Annotated in this window: 14 protein-coding genes; 6 read left to right on the forward strand and 8 right to left on the reverse strand. The window is 72.1% G+C overall.

From position 1 onward, the window contains the following. On the forward strand, positions 1 to 575 hold a 575-nt coding region (locus I8D64_RS12665; RefSeq protein WP_214651247.1), incomplete at its 5' end, for an HNH endonuclease signature motif containing protein. Between the two features lie 181 nt (positions 576 to 756). Here the strand turns inward: I8D64_RS12665 and I8D64_RS12670 are convergent. Together I8D64_RS12670 and I8D64_RS12675 are read right to left on the reverse strand one after the other, a co-directional pair. Beyond that, complete coding sequence (locus I8D64_RS12670; protein ID WP_200503159.1) at positions 757 to 2,448, reverse strand: sensor histidine kinase; 1,692 nt, start codon at positions 2,446 to 2,448, stop codon at positions 757 to 759. Beyond that, positions 2,445 to 3,182 carry a response regulator transcription factor gene (locus tag I8D64_RS12675; RefSeq protein WP_152352033.1) on the reverse strand — a complete coding sequence of 246 codons (738 nt, stop codon included), beginning with the start codon at positions 3,180 to 3,182 and terminating at the stop codon, positions 2,445 to 2,447. The genes I8D64_RS12670 and I8D64_RS12675 overlap by 4 nt, the downstream gene beginning before the upstream one ends. Positions 3,183 to 3,457: 275 nt before the next feature. Between I8D64_RS12675 and I8D64_RS12680 the strand changes: the two genes are divergently transcribed. After that, positions 3,458 to 3,730, forward strand: a complete 273-nt coding sequence (locus tag I8D64_RS12680) for a 2Fe-2S iron-sulfur cluster-binding protein (protein WP_200503160.1) — start codon at positions 3,458 to 3,460, stop codon at positions 3,728 to 3,730. An 11-nt stretch (positions 3,731 to 3,741) separates the two neighbouring features. Here the strand turns inward: I8D64_RS12680 and I8D64_RS12685 are convergent, their stop codons facing one another. The 3 genes from I8D64_RS12685 to I8D64_RS12695 form a co-directional block, all read right to left on the reverse strand. Further along, the gene (locus tag I8D64_RS12685; RefSeq protein WP_200503161.1) at positions 3,742 to 3,984 is read right to left on the reverse strand and encodes a hypothetical protein; all 243 of its coding nucleotides are present in this window, start codon (positions 3,982 to 3,984) and stop codon (positions 3,742 to 3,744) included. A gap of 190 nt (positions 3,985 to 4,174) precedes the next feature. Next, positions 4,175 to 6,097 (reverse strand): ABC transporter ATP-binding protein, encoded by a 1,923-nt coding sequence (locus I8D64_RS12690; RefSeq protein WP_425490311.1) that lies wholly within the window; start codon positions 6,095 to 6,097, stop codon positions 4,175 to 4,177. Positions 6,098 to 6,112: 15 nt separating this feature from the next. After that, positions 6,113 to 6,901 (reverse strand): SDR family oxidoreductase, encoded by a 789-nt coding sequence (locus I8D64_RS12695; RefSeq protein ID WP_200503162.1) that lies wholly within the window; start codon positions 6,899 to 6,901, stop codon positions 6,113 to 6,115. Between the two features lie 62 nt (positions 6,902 to 6,963). On the opposite strand from I8D64_RS12695, the gene I8D64_RS12700 reads away from it, so the two are divergent. Further along, complete coding sequence (locus tag I8D64_RS12700) at positions 6,964 to 7,638, forward strand: HAD-IA family hydrolase (RefSeq protein ID WP_200503163.1); 675 nt, start codon at positions 6,964 to 6,966, stop codon at positions 7,636 to 7,638. Positions 7,639 to 7,656: 18 nt separating this feature from the next. Here I8D64_RS12700 and I8D64_RS12705 read toward each other — a convergent pair whose 3' ends face one another. The 3 genes from I8D64_RS12705 to I8D64_RS12715 all read right to left on the reverse strand — a co-directional run bounded on the left by I8D64_RS12705 (position 7,657) and on the right by I8D64_RS12715 (position 10,324). Continuing rightward, the gene (locus I8D64_RS12705; protein ID WP_200503164.1) at positions 7,657 to 8,586 is read right to left on the reverse strand and encodes a cation diffusion facilitator family transporter; all 930 of its coding nucleotides are present in this window, start codon (positions 8,584 to 8,586) and stop codon (positions 7,657 to 7,659) included. Continuing rightward, positions 8,586 to 8,981 (reverse strand): ArsR/SmtB family transcription factor, encoded by a 396-nt coding sequence (locus tag I8D64_RS12710; RefSeq protein WP_200503165.1) that lies wholly within the window; start codon positions 8,979 to 8,981, stop codon positions 8,586 to 8,588. Before I8D64_RS12710 ends, I8D64_RS12705 begins: the two co-directional genes overlap by 1 nt. Before the next feature lie 62 nt (positions 8,982 to 9,043). Continuing rightward, positions 9,044 to 10,324, reverse strand: a complete 1,281-nt coding sequence (locus tag I8D64_RS12715) for a dicarboxylate/amino acid:cation symporter (protein ID WP_200503166.1) — start codon at positions 10,322 to 10,324, stop codon at positions 9,044 to 9,046. 106 nt (positions 10,325 to 10,430) lie between these two features. Between I8D64_RS12715 and I8D64_RS12720 the strand changes: the two genes are divergently transcribed. The 3 genes from I8D64_RS12720 to I8D64_RS12730 are packed head-to-tail and all read left to right on the forward strand — an operon-like array spanning position 10,431 to position 13,028. Beyond that, on the forward strand, positions 10,431 to 11,225 hold the full coding sequence (locus tag I8D64_RS12720; protein ID WP_200503167.1) for an ABC-2 family transporter protein: 795 nt from the start codon (positions 10,431 to 10,433) through the stop codon (positions 11,223 to 11,225). After that, a complete protein-coding gene (locus tag I8D64_RS12725) occupies positions 11,218 to 12,048 on the forward strand; it encodes an ABC transporter permease (RefSeq protein WP_343068576.1) in 831 nt (276 codons plus the stop codon). The genes I8D64_RS12720 and I8D64_RS12725 overlap by 8 nt, the downstream gene beginning before the upstream one ends. After that, complete coding sequence (locus I8D64_RS12730; protein ID WP_200503168.1) at positions 12,045 to 13,028, forward strand: ABC transporter ATP-binding protein; 984 nt, start codon at positions 12,045 to 12,047, stop codon at positions 13,026 to 13,028. The genes I8D64_RS12725 and I8D64_RS12730 overlap by 4 nt, the downstream gene beginning before the upstream one ends. Positions 13,029 to 13,068: the final 40 nt, after the last annotated feature.

Genomic DNA, 13,068 nt, shown 5'->3' on the forward strand with positions numbered 1-13,068 from the left:
ACAACCATGCCGATCCCGTCTGTGGTGGTCGGACGGCGGTGGAGAACCTGCATTTCCTGTGCTGGTTCCACCACGCGATGAAGACCGCCGGCAAGCTCGACCCGATTCGTGTGGAGGCGGACGAGTCGCCCGCGGGGACCGCGGGCACGGTGTGGGAGATGCAAGAACGCTTCCGCGTGTTCCGCGAGGACGACACCGATCTCCTCACCCCACAAGCCGTCGCACAGCTCGACGCCGTCTGGGACTCGATGCAGCGCAGGCAGGACGACTTCGAACAGCGCCGCGATACCGAAGCCGGCGCCAGCGGCGAGGCACCATCTCCCGACCCCTCGCAGCTGAACTCACCGTGGCCGATCAGGCCCGGGCCACCTGACCCGTGGCCCCGCGTGGACATGGACCAAGCCGGCGCCCCCGACCTCGAAGAAGTCCCCGTCGAGAAACCCGTGCGCCGCCGGTACCAACCGCTCCCGACGTTCCAGTACGACGGCGACATCCCCATCAGCGCCACCACCCGAAAACCACGCAAGCAGCAGAACCCACCACCCAAGTTCGACCCCGGACCACCACCCTTCTGACCCACCAGCCCGACCCGGTCGGTTTCTGCAGAGCACCGAGGTCAGCCCCCACCACCAGCACCACCCCCACCTGTAGAGGGGCACACCACCGTGCCCCTCTACAGGCACGCCCGAAATCAATCAGCGTCTCCGGGATCGGGTCCGCACGTCGCCCGTCCGCGATCTACGACGAGCACTTCGCTCAGCGGGCGACGAGCGGCAGCCGCAGGATGAAGGCGGTCCGACCCGGCTCCGATTCCAGGGTGATCGAGCCGCCGTGCGCCTCGGCGATCGCCTTGACGATCGGCAGCCCCAGCCCCGTCGTCCCGTCGCCGCCCGAGCGGGCTGCATCCGCGCGGGTGAAGCGCTCGAAGACCCGTCCCGCGATCTCCGGCTCGATGCCGGGACCGTCGTCGATCACCTCGAGGATGCCGACTCGTCCCACCGAGCCCGAGGGGGCCGCCGAATCGGAGCCGCCCGACCTCGACCCCGACCCCGACCTCAGCCGCACGGTCACGGTCGTGCCCGCGGGAGTGTGCTTGCGGGCGTTCGACAGCAGGTTCACGATCACCTGCGACAGCTGACGCGCATTGCCGAGCACCGTCACCGGCTCCTCCGGGACCTCGAGCACCCAGCGGTGCTCCGACGCCGTGACCCGCGCGTCCATCGCCGCATCCAGCACGAGCTCCCCCAGGTCGGTCTCGGTGCGCTCGTCCCGCGCGCCCTCGTCGAGACGAGCCAACAGCAGCAGGTCCTCCACGAGCGACGTCATGCGCCGGGACTGCGCGCCCATGCGATCCACCGACTGCTCGCCGCGATCGCTGAGGTCCTCCGTCATCCGCAGCATCTCGCTGTAGCCGCGGATCGCCGTGAGCGGTGTACGCAGCTCATGGGACGCATCGGCGATGAAGCGGCGCATCGACTCCTCGCTGTGCTGGCGCGTCTCGAGCGCCCCCTCCACGTTGTCCAGCAGCAGGTTGAGGGCCCTCCCCACCTCGCCGGCCTCGGTCCCCGAATGGGAGATCCGCTCGTCGACCCGGTCCCCCAGGGCCACGTCGCCGTGGGACAGGGGCATGTCGGCCACCCGTCCGGCGACGGCGGAGACCTCCTCGAGGGGACGCAGGGTGCGCCGCACGATCAGCGATCCCGCCACCCCGCAGAGCGCGGTCGCTAGAAGTCCCGCCGTCACCAGCGTGATGTCCAGTCGCGTCAGCGTGCTGTGGACCTGGGTGAGCGGGAGGCCGGTGACGATCACGGCGCCCGAGGCATCGGTCGCGGTCATCACCCGGTACTGGCCGATGGAGAGCTTCACGTCCGCGTGCTCGTCGCTGTCCAGCCCCTTCGCGACGTCGGCGACCTCTGTGCTGTCCGAGGCGCCGAGCTGCTCGACCTGACCGTCGGTGTCGCGCCACGCGGCGCTCACGACCCGGCCGTCCACGAGGATCGCGGCGAGCTCGAACTCGCCGCCGCCCGGGCCCGTGGCCCCGTCGTCCCCGCTGTCGTCCCCGCCGTCGGCCTCGTCGGCCCCGGTGCCGCTCGTACCGCTCGCGCCGCTCGTGCTCCCCGTGCCGCTGGACCCGTCCTCGCCGTTCGTCGGCCCGTCGGGTGCGCCCGGACCGCCCGTGCCGCCGGCACGGTGGGCGGCACGGGTGAGCTGAGCGTCCAGCTGGCCCTCCAGCTGCCCGCGCACCGACACGTGCGTGACCGCCCCGACCAGCAGGCACAGCACCGCCACGGTGCTCACCAGCAGGATCACGAGGGTCGCGCGCAGCGACAGACGATGCCGTCGCGGCGTCGCCGCGGGAGCCGAGGCGCCGGACGACAGGGCCGTGCGCGCCGGCACGTGGGGGCGCGAGGCGCGGGAGTCGCGGGAGTCGCGGGAGGCGCGGGTCATGCGGGCTTGAGCATGTAGCCGGCGCCGCGGACCGTGCGGATCATCGGCTCGCGGCCCACGTCGATCTTCTTGCGCAGGTAGGAGACGTAGAGCTCGACGATGTTCGCCTGCCCGCCGAAGTCGTAGTTCCAGACCGCATCGAGGATCTGCGCCTTGGACAGCACGCGCTGCGGGTTCTCCATCAGGTACTGCAGCAGCTGGTACTGGGTCGCGGTCAGCGCGATCTCCTCGCCGCCGCGCGTGACCTCGTGGGTGTCCAGGTTCATCACCAGATCGCCGACGACGAGCTCGCTGCTCTGCGGGGACGTCGCCCCCGCGCGCTGGACCAGGCGGTGCAGCCGCAGCAGCACCTCCTCCATCGTGAACGGCTTGGTCACGTAGTCGTCGGCGCCGGAGGCGAGACCCTGGACGCGATCGGCCGGGGCGTCCATCGCGGTGAGCATGAGCGAGGGGACGTCGGGCTGCAGCGCGCGGATGCGGCGCAGCACCTCGAGGCCCTCGATGCCGGGGAGCATGCGGTCCAGCACGAGCACGTCGGGCCGGATCTCGCGGGCCACCCGCACGGCCTCGAGGCCGTCGCCCACGACCGTCGCCTCCCAGCCGATCATCTGCAGCGGGAAGCGCAGGAGGTCGGCGATGGTCGGCTCGTCCTCGACGACGAGCGCGCGGATCGGGGACCCGTCCGGATGCGCCAGCGGCGGCAGCGCGGACAGCGCGGCGGGGGTGTTCGACATGTTCAGCTCCCGTTCGAGGTGGTGACACCGAGATTAGTCGCCGACGATCCGTCCGCACAGGCTCCGCGCCCCCGCCACAGCACACCGATCCGTCCCGCACAGCCCGCGCACAGCCCCGGACGCAGCACTGCCCACGTCCGGACGCGCCCGGTGAGAGCACGCTCACCACGCCCCGTGCGCGCGGGCGTGGGATGCTGGAGGGCGGGCCGCGCGCAGGCGCCGGCCGCTCGCACCGACCACCCGATCCACCCCACTCGATCCTTGGAGGAGCACCCATGGGCACGCTGGGCGAACCGTTCACCGCGAAGTGCCGGAAGTCCGGCACGACCGTGGAGGTCGACGGCGAGCACACGCTGCTGCAGGCGCTCCTGGACGCCGGCATCGACGTCGACTACTCGTGCGAGGGCGGCGTGTGCGGCACCTGCGTGCTGCCGCTGCTGGCCGGGGACGTCATCCACGAGGACGAGTTCCTCATGGACGACGAGCGCGAGGAGCAGATGACCGTGTGCGTCTCCCGCGGGGTCGGCGAGATCGAGCTCGACGTCTGAGAGCCTAGGGGTCAGGGCCGACGCGGGCCCGCCACCACCCAGCCGATCGCGACCAGCAGCACGGACACCCCCGCCATCGCGATCGAGGTCGCGAGCGGCATCGTCGGGCCGCCGAGCAGCACGGTCATCAGGATCACGAGCGCGACCATCACGATCGCGGTGAACACCGCCGGTCGTCCGGCTCCGCGCGAAGCCGGGGCATCGCTCGAGGACAGCGTGTGCGAGGGGATCGTGCGCATCCTGCCCTGGTCCATGGTCGTCTCCTGACGAGTGCTGTGCCGCCGACGTGCGGGGATCGCGCCGGTGCTGCGCGAACACCACCACTCTCCCCCGACGCCCGCCGTCCGCGCATCCTTCGGACGGATGAATCCGGGCCATACCCGGGTCGTATCCGGGATGCCCCCGAGACGCCGACGGGGCAGCCCCGGGACGTCGGGACCGGGATCAGAACGGAAGGCTCGCGTCGCGGCGCACGAGCTCGGAGAAGGGGCCGTCGTGCGCGAGCAGCTCCTCGAAGGTGCCTCGCTCGACGATCCGCCCCTTCTCGAGGACCACGATCTGGTCGGCGTCGCGGATCGTGGAGAGGCGGTGCGCGATCGAGATCGTGGTGCGGCCGCGGCTGAGCGCGGCGAGCGCGCCGCTCATCGCCTGCTCGGTGCGCACGTCCAGGGCGCTCGTGGCCTCGTCGAGGAGGAGCACGGGCGGGTCGCGCAGGATCGTGCGGGCGAGCGCGAGCCGCTGCTTCTCCCCGCCGGAGAACCGGTAGCCGCGCTCCCCCACCGTGGTGCCGTACCCCTCGGGGAGGCTCGCGATGTGGTCGTGGATCTGAGCGATCCGGCATGACCGCTCGAGCTCCTCGTCGCTCGCGTCGGGCGCGGCGAAGCGCAGGTTGTCGGCGATGGACGCGTGCAGCAGGTAGGTCTCCTGGGTGACCACGCCGATGCAGTCCGAGACCGAGCGCAACGTGAGGTCGCGCAGGTCGTGGCCGTCCAGGGTGACCGCCCCCAGCGTCGGGTCGTACAGGCGCGCCATGAGGTAGCCGGTGGTGGTCTTGCCCGAGCCGGTCGCGCCGACGAGCGCCGTGTGCGTGCCGGCGGGGACCGTGAGGTCGATGCCGTGGAGGGTGAACGAGGGATCCTCGGGGTCGAGGTCGGGAGTGGTCGGGCCGTCGGCCCCGTCGGCCGCGTCGGTGTCAGGTGCCCCGTCCGCGTCCTCGTCCGGGTACCGGAAGGCCACGTGCTCGAGGCGGACCTCGCCGCGCACCGCGGAGGGCTCCAGCGCGGTCGCGTCCTCGCGCTGGGTGATGGTCACGGGAGCATCGAGGTACTCGAAGACGCGGGTGAACAGCGCGAAGGAGGAGTTCACCTGGGTCGCCACGCGCAGCAGCGAGTTGATCTGCGGGAACAGCCCGGACTGCAGGGCGATGAAGGCGACCAGGGTGCCGATGGTGACGCCGGGGACGTGCCCGAACAGCAGGTAGCCGCCCAGCAGGTAGGTGAGCGAGGGGATCACCGACATGAGCGTCGAGTAGAGGGCCATCTGCCAGCGGCCGGCCGTGGTCGAGGAGAGCCCCAGCTCGGCGAGGCGCCCCGAGAGGCCCGTGAAGTGAGCGGTGAGGGCGTCGGTGCGCCCCATCGTGGTACCCAGCAGGATCCCCGAGACCGAGAGGGACTCCTGGATCGACGCGGAGAGGTCGGCGGCGGTCTCCTGCTGGATGCGCGTGATCGCGCGGCGCCGCAGCCCCACCCGCCGGTTCATCCACACGGCCAGCGGGACGGTGATCACGGAGAACAGGGTGAGGCGCCAATCCATCGCGAGCATCGCGACCACGGCCATCACGATGCCGGCGCTCGCGGAGACGATCTGGGTGACCACGCTCGTGACCACGGCCTGCATCGAGCCGATGTCGTTGAAGATGCGCGACTGCACCTCGCCGGTGCGTGTGCGGGTGAAGAAGCCCAGCCCCATCCGCTGCAGGTGCGAGAAGACGGCGACGCGCAGGTCGTGCATGATCGCCTGGCCCACGCGCGTGGACAGCAGCGACTGCAGCACGCCCAGCACCGAGGAGATCGCGGTGACCGCGATCATCCCGGCCACGCACCAGGCGAGCAGGTCGAGCCGCTGATCCGGCAGGGCGACGTCCACGACCTCGCGCACCAGGAACGGGGAGACCACGCCCGTCGCGGCGGCGAGCGCGATGAGCACGAGGACGACCAGCAGGGTGCCGCGGTACAGGGTGAACAGGCGCAGGATCCGGCCGACGTCGGCGCGCTGCCCCGGCGCGAGGCGCCGCTCGTCGGCCCCCGGCATCGAGGCCATCCCGCGACCCCCGCCGCCGGGACCGCCGGGTCCGCCCGCCATGCTCATCGGGCGCCCACGCCCTCAGAGACCCGCATGGCGCGCCACCTTGTGCTGCGCCGCCTGGGCGAGCGGGCGGATGGTGACGAGATCGAGGTTCACGTGGTGCGGGGCGTTCAGGGCGTAGGAGATGACGTCGGCGCAGTCCTCGGCGGTGAGCGGCTCCTCGACGCCGTCGTAGACCTTCTCGGCCCGCGAGGCGTCGCCCAGGCGCACCAGGGAGAACTCCTCGGTGCGGACCATGCCGGGAGCGATCTCGATGACGCGGATCGGTGCGCCGTTGAGCTCGAGGCGCAGGGCGGAGGCGAGCATGTGCTCCCCCGCCTTGGCGGCGTTGTAGCCGGCTCCTCCCTCGTAGGCGCCCTGGGCCGCCGTCGAGGAGAGCACGAGGATGTCGCCGCGGCCGCTCGCATGCAGGGCGGGGAGCAGCTCGCGCGTGACCCGGGCGGCGCCGAGCACGTTGACCTCGTACATCCGCTGCCAGGCGTCGAGGTCGGCCTCGGCGACGGGCTCCTGACCGAAGGCGCCGCCCGCGACGTTCACGACCGCGTTCAGGCTCCCGCCGAACGCGTCGTCCACGCGGGCCACGAGCGCGGCCACCGAGTCGTCGTCCGTGACGTCGACGGCGAGGGTCTCGCAGCCGGACTCCTCGGCGAGGGACGCCAGCCGGTCCTCGCGGCGGGCGACGGCGAGCACGCGCCAGCCGTCGGCGGCCAGGCGCACTGCGGTCGCGCGGCCGATGCCCGAGGAGGCGCCGGTGACCACGGCGGTGAGAGGGGCGGAGTGAGCAGCGGAGGAAGCGGTGGAGGTCATGGCCCCGAGGATACGGGCCGGACGGATCCGCGCAGGGCCGCGATCCGCGAGAGGATGGGGCCATGACCTCGCCCGTCCGTACCGACTCGCCCGCGCTCCTGCGCCCCGTCGTCCTCTTCGACCTGGACGGGACGCTCGTGGACACCGTGGGCCTCATCGTCGACTCCTACGCGCACGTCTTCGAGCGCTTCGGGATCACGGGCATCGAGGAGGCGGAGGTGCGCAGCTGGATCGGCCTCGCCCTCGAGGAGACCTTCGAGGCGCTCGATCCCGTGCGCGCGCCGGCGATGGCCGAGGCCTACCGCGCGTTCAACGTGGGCCATCACGACGAGCGGATCGCCCCGTACCCCGGGGCCGACGCCCATGTGGGCACGCTGCTCGACGCCGGGGCCGACGTGGGCGTGGTGACCTCGAAGGGCTCCGAGCTCGCCCGGCGCGGACTCACGGCGACCTCGATGCCCGCGCTCGACGTGGTGATCGGCAAGGAGCACACGCTCGCCCACAAGCCCGACCCCGCCCCGCTGCGGCACGCGCTCGAGGTGCTCGGCGCGCGCGCCGAGGACGCCGTCTACGTGGGCGACGCGGCGACCGATCTGCAGGCCGCGCACGCCGCGGGCATGGCGGCCGTGGGCGTCACCTGGGGCGCGGGCACGCGGCCCGCCCTCGAGGCGCAGGACCCGCTCACCGTCGTCGACTCCTTCGCGGAGCTCACCGGGCTGCTCGCTCCCGAGCGCTGAGGTCGAGGACCTCCGAGATCACCAGGTGGTCTCCTGGTCGGTGCGATGGTCCTCGGGCTCGATCTGCAGCGTGCAGTGGTCCAGGCCGTGGCGCTCGCGGAGCATCGACTCGGCCGCGTCGAGGACCGCGTGGCCGTCGGCCCCCTCGCGCACCCGCAGGTGCACGGTGAGGACGTCCATCCCCGAGGTGACCGTCCACAGGTGCAGGTCGTGCACGTCGGTGACGCCCGGGACGGCGCGCAGGTCCTCCCCCACGGACCCGGGATCCAGGTGCCGCGGCGTCTCCTGGCCCAGCACCGAGAGGACCTCGCGCCCCAGGATCAGCGCGCGCAGCGCGACGAACACGCCGATCGCGAGGGCGACGGCGGTGTCCCAGAGCGTGCTCCCGGTCGCGCCCACGAGGATCGCGGCCGCGACCACGCCGACCGAGCCGATGGTGTCGGCGAGGACCTCGAGATAGGCGCCCTTGACGTTGAGGCTCTCCTGCGCGCCCGCCCGCAGCAGCCGCATCACCGCGAGGTTCACGACCAGCCCGAGCGCGCCCACCACGAGCATGGGCACCGAGTCGACGTGCGCGCCCTCGGCGCCCGCGCCGATCCGGCCGATCGCCTCGAGGACCACGAAGACCGAGACGCCCAGCATCACGAGCACCGCGAGCAGGGAGGCGAACACCTCGAGGCGGTAGCTGCCGAAGCTGCGCCGGCCCGTGCGGTCGGGCCGTGCGGCGAGCACCGTCGCGCCGAGGGCGGCGGCGAGGGTGAGGACGTCGGCCGCCATGTGCGCCGCGTCTGAGAGCAGCGCGAGGGATCCCGTGAGCAGCGCGGTGACCAGTTCGACGACGAAGAAGCCGCCGATCAGCACGAGCGCCCACGCCAGGCGGCGCCGATGCTTCCCGCCCGCGCTCAGCGCCTGCGCGGCCGAGGCGTGGGAATGGGAGTGGGCGTCCATCAGGCACCGCCTCCCGTGTGCGCGGTGTGGGCGAGTGCGAGGTCCAGGAGCATCCGCACGTGCGGATCGTCCAGCCGGTAGAACATGCGCCGCCCGTCGCGGCGGGTCGCGACGACGCGGTGGGCGCGCAGCAGCTTGAGGGCGTGGGAGGTCGAGGAGTCCGACTGCCCGGTGAGCGCGGCGAGGTCGTGCACGCACAACTCCCCCTCGAGCAGGGCGAGCAGAAGGGTGAGCCGGTTGGGGTCCCCGAGCAGGGAGAACACGTCCGCGGTCTCCGCCACGTCGCGGGGGCGCGGCAGGTGCTCGGCGGCGAGCGCGACGCGCCCGGCGTCCACGACGTCGCTCGCGCAGCCCTCCGTGGGCTCCGCCGTCTGCACATGTGACGATGTGTTCATACGTTCAGGCTAGGGGTGCGGAGGGAGCGAGGTCAAGGGCCGACGACCGCCGTCGGCCCCGGTTAGACCCCCGCGAGCTCGACCCCGTCGTCGGTCTCCAGATCCCCGGAGACGCGCCCGCGGGCGATGCGGGAGACGAGCGCGGCGATCGCGCCGTCGCCGGTGACGTTCGTGGCGGTGCCGAAGGAGTCGATCGCGATGTAGGAGGCGATCATGAGGCCGACGGCCGCCTCGCCGAATCCGAGCATCGAGGAGAGGATCCCGGCGGCGGCCATGATCGCTCCCCCGGGCACGCCCGGCGCGGCGATCATGACGATCCCGAGCATGAGCACGAAGCCCACGAGCTTCGCGGGGTCCAGCGGCATCCCGGTGACCACCATGATCGCGACGGCGAAGGAGGTGATCTTGAGCGTCGAGCCGGCGAGGTGGATCGTCGCGCACAGCGGGACCACGAAGTCGGCGATCGGAGCCGCCACCCCGTTGCGCTTGGTGCACTGGAGGGTCACGGGGATCGTCGCGGCCGACGAGCTGGTGCCGAGCGCCGTCGCGTAGGCGGGGAGCATCGTCCACAGCATCCTCAGGGGATTGCGGCGCATCGCCCAGCCGGCCACGCAGTACTGGGCGAGCAGCACGACCACCGTGAGGACGAAGACCATGAGCACGACCGCGAGGAACGTGCCGATGACGGTCCAGATCTGTCCGTTCATCGTCAGGCCCAGGAACATCCCGAAGATGTAGATCGGCAGCAGCGGGATGATGATCGCCTCGATCGTGCGCACCACGATCGTGCGCACCTGCTCGAAGGACTCCTGCAGCGCCCCACGGCGCACCAGCGTCAGCCCGATGCCGAGGCAGAAGGCGAGGATGAGCGCGGTCATCACCTCGAAGACGGGCGGCATCTCGATCGTGAAGTACGGGGCGATCGCCGAGTCCTCGGGGTTGTCCAGCGTCCCCACGCTCGCGCCCGCGAGCATGCGCGGGAGCAGCAGGGCGGAGACGGCGAGCGCGAGCAGCCCGCACAGGATCGTCGAGACGTAGGCGATGCCCGCGGTGAGGGCGAGCATCCTCCCCGCCCCGCGGCCCAGCTCGCCGATCGCCGGGGTCACGAGCCCCACCATGATCAGCGGGATGAGGAACTCCAGGAACGCGGAGAACAGTCCGTTGAAGGTGGTGAGCACGCGCGCGAGCGCCTCGGGCATCACCAGGCCCAGGAGGATGCCCAGCACGATCGCGACCACGATCCGCGGCAGCAGGCCGAAGCGGGGGCGAGGGCGGGAGGGAGCGGCGGGCGCGTCGTCGACGGACGCGGGAGCGGCGGGCGGGGTCTCGGCAGGAGGAGTCATCGATCGTTCGATTCGTCGGGGAACGGGGATCGGCACAGGCTACCGATCCGGGCCGCTTCCCCCGAAACCCTCGCGCACGCGGCGGCCGCACCCTAGACTCGCGCGAGTGCTCGCTTTCTGGAGGATCATCGCCGCCTCCTTCCGGCAGTACTCCACCTATCGCGTCGCCACCGTCGCCGGCGTGTTCACGAACTCCGTGTTCGGCCTGATCCGCGCCTCGATCCTGCTGGCCGCGGTCTCCACCGCCGGGGGCGAGCTGCGCGGCTACGACGCCCTGCAGGCCGCGACCTACGTGTGGCTGGGCCAGGCGCTGCTCGCCCCCGTCGAGGCCTTCGGCACCCGGGAGGTCGCCGAGCGCGTCCACCAGGGCGACGTCGCCATCGACCTTCTGCGGCCCCTGGGATTCCTCAGGCTCCAGTACGCGCAGAAGCTGGGCCGCTCCGCCTTCCTGCTGCTCGCCCGCGGGATCCCGCCGATGCTCGTGGGAGCGGCGCTCACCGGCATCTCCCTGCCGACGGACCCCGTGGCCTGGCTGCTGGGCCTGCTCGCGATCCTGCTCGCGGTCACCGTCGCCTTCCTCGCGGACATGCTGGTGAACCTCGCGGCGTTCTGGATCGTGCAGACCCGCGGGCTCACCGTCGTCTACACGGCCGTGATGAACCTGCTCTCCGGGTTCCTCATCCCCATCGCCTGGTTCCCCGACCGGCTGATCGCCCTCACCCGCGCGACCCCGTTCCCCGCCATGGTGCAGACCCCGATCGACGTGCTCTCCGCGCGCGTGAGCACGGCCGAGGCCCTCCCCGAGATCGGCGTGCAGGCGCTGTGGGCGGGCATCCTCGCCCTCGCCGCCTGGGCGGTGCTGCAGCGCGGGATCCGTTCGCTGGAGGTGCAGGGTGGCTGAGAGGACACCGTCGGCCCGCCGGGGCTCGACCCTGCGGATGGTCGCGACGCTCTACGGCTCGCGGATCCGCTCCCAGGCCTCGTTCCGCACGAGCTTCCTCATGGACCTGCTGGGCCAGGTCCTCATCGTGGGCACCGAGTTCCTCGAGCTGTGGGTGATCCTCTCCCAGGTCGACGTGCTGGGCGGGATGACGCTGCCGCAGGTCGCCGTGGTCTACGGGCTCGGAGCTCTCGCCTTCGGGATCGCCGACATGCTGTTCGGGGAGATCGACGGGCTCTCCACGGCGATCCGCTCCGGGACGCTCGAGACCCTCATGATCCGCCCTGTGCCGATGCTGCTGCAGATCTCGAGCCTGGACCTCTCCCTGCGCCGTCTGGGCCGGATCGCCGTCGGCATCGCGATGACCGCGACCGCGCTCGCGATCGCGGGCTTCTCCCCCACCCCGCAGACGCTCGCGCTGCTGGTGATCGCGCCGCTCGCGGGCGCCGCGATCATGGGCGCCCTGTTCACGATGGCCGGGGCCATGCAGTTCTGGCTCGTGGACGGCCGCGAGTTCGCGAACGCGTTCACCTACGGCGGCAACTACGTGGCCACGAACCCCGGCGCGGTGTTCCCGCTGCCCCTGCGGGCGTTCTTCACCTTCGTGATCCCGACGACCCTCGTCGCCTACACCCCGACCCTGGCCCTGCTGGACCTGCCCGGCCCGTCGCTGCTGCCGCAGTGGACGGGCTGGCTGGGCCTGCCGGTCGCGGTCCTCACCTGGATCCTCGCCGCGCTGCTCTGGCGCGCGGGGGTCCGTCGCTACACAGGAGCCGGCGGATGACGATCCATGACACGACCCACCCCGCGATCGACCTGCGCTCCCTGCGCCGGGACTACCTGGTGCGTTCGGGCCCGCTGGGCCGACGCACCCGCAGGGTCGTGCGCGCCGTCGACGACGTGACCCTGCAGGTGCGCCCCGGGGAGGCGGTCGGCTTCGTGGGCGCGAACGGCGCCGGGAAGTCCACCACCATCAAGATGATGACCGGCATCCTCCAGCCCACCTCGGGCGACGTGCGGGTGCTGGGCCGGCGTCCCGTCGCCGAGCGCCGACGCCTCGCCCGGGAGATCGGCGTGGTCTTCGGCCAGCGCTCGCAGCTCTGGTGGGACCTCCCGCTGCGCGACTCCTTCCGGATCCTCGGCGCGATGCACCGCCTGAGCGAGGCCGAGCGCGTGCGGCGCCTGGGGCGCCTCGTCGAGGGGCTCGACCTCGAGGAGTTCCTCGACCGACCGGTGCGCCAGCTCTCGCTCGGCCAGCGGATGCGCGGCGAGGTCGCGGCCTCGCTGCTGCACTCCCCGCGCCTGATCATCCTCGACGAGCCGACGATCGGCCTCGACATGATCTCCAAGGAGGGGCTGCGCCGCTTCCTGCGCGAGGACCGCGAGGAGCGCGGCACCACGCTGTTCCTCACCACGCACGACATGGGCGACGTGGAGCGCCTGTGCGAGCGGATCGTCGTGGTCAACTCCGGCACGGTCGCCTTCGACGGCCCCCTCGCCGGCTTCCGCGAGTCCCTCGGCGCGCCCCGCGAGCTCATCGTCGACCTCGCCTCGCCGCGCGAGGCGCTCGCCCTCCCTCCCGAGGCCGACGTGCTCGCCGTCGAGGCCGACGGGATCCGCCACCGCATCGCCTTCCGCGGCAGCGAGATGACGGTGCCCGCCCTGCTCTCCGCGATCGGCGCGCAGGCCGAGATCGCCGATCTCTCCCTCGCCGAGCCTGCGATCGAGGACCTCGTGCGGGAGATCTACGCCCGGGGCCGGTGAGAGCCGAGGGCGACGGGCCGACGATGCCACGTATCCTCGC

Source organism: Brachybacterium halotolerans, assembly GCF_016623465.1.
Taxonomy (GTDB): domain Bacteria; phylum Actinomycetota; class Actinomycetes; order Actinomycetales; family Dermabacteraceae; genus Brachybacterium; species Brachybacterium halotolerans.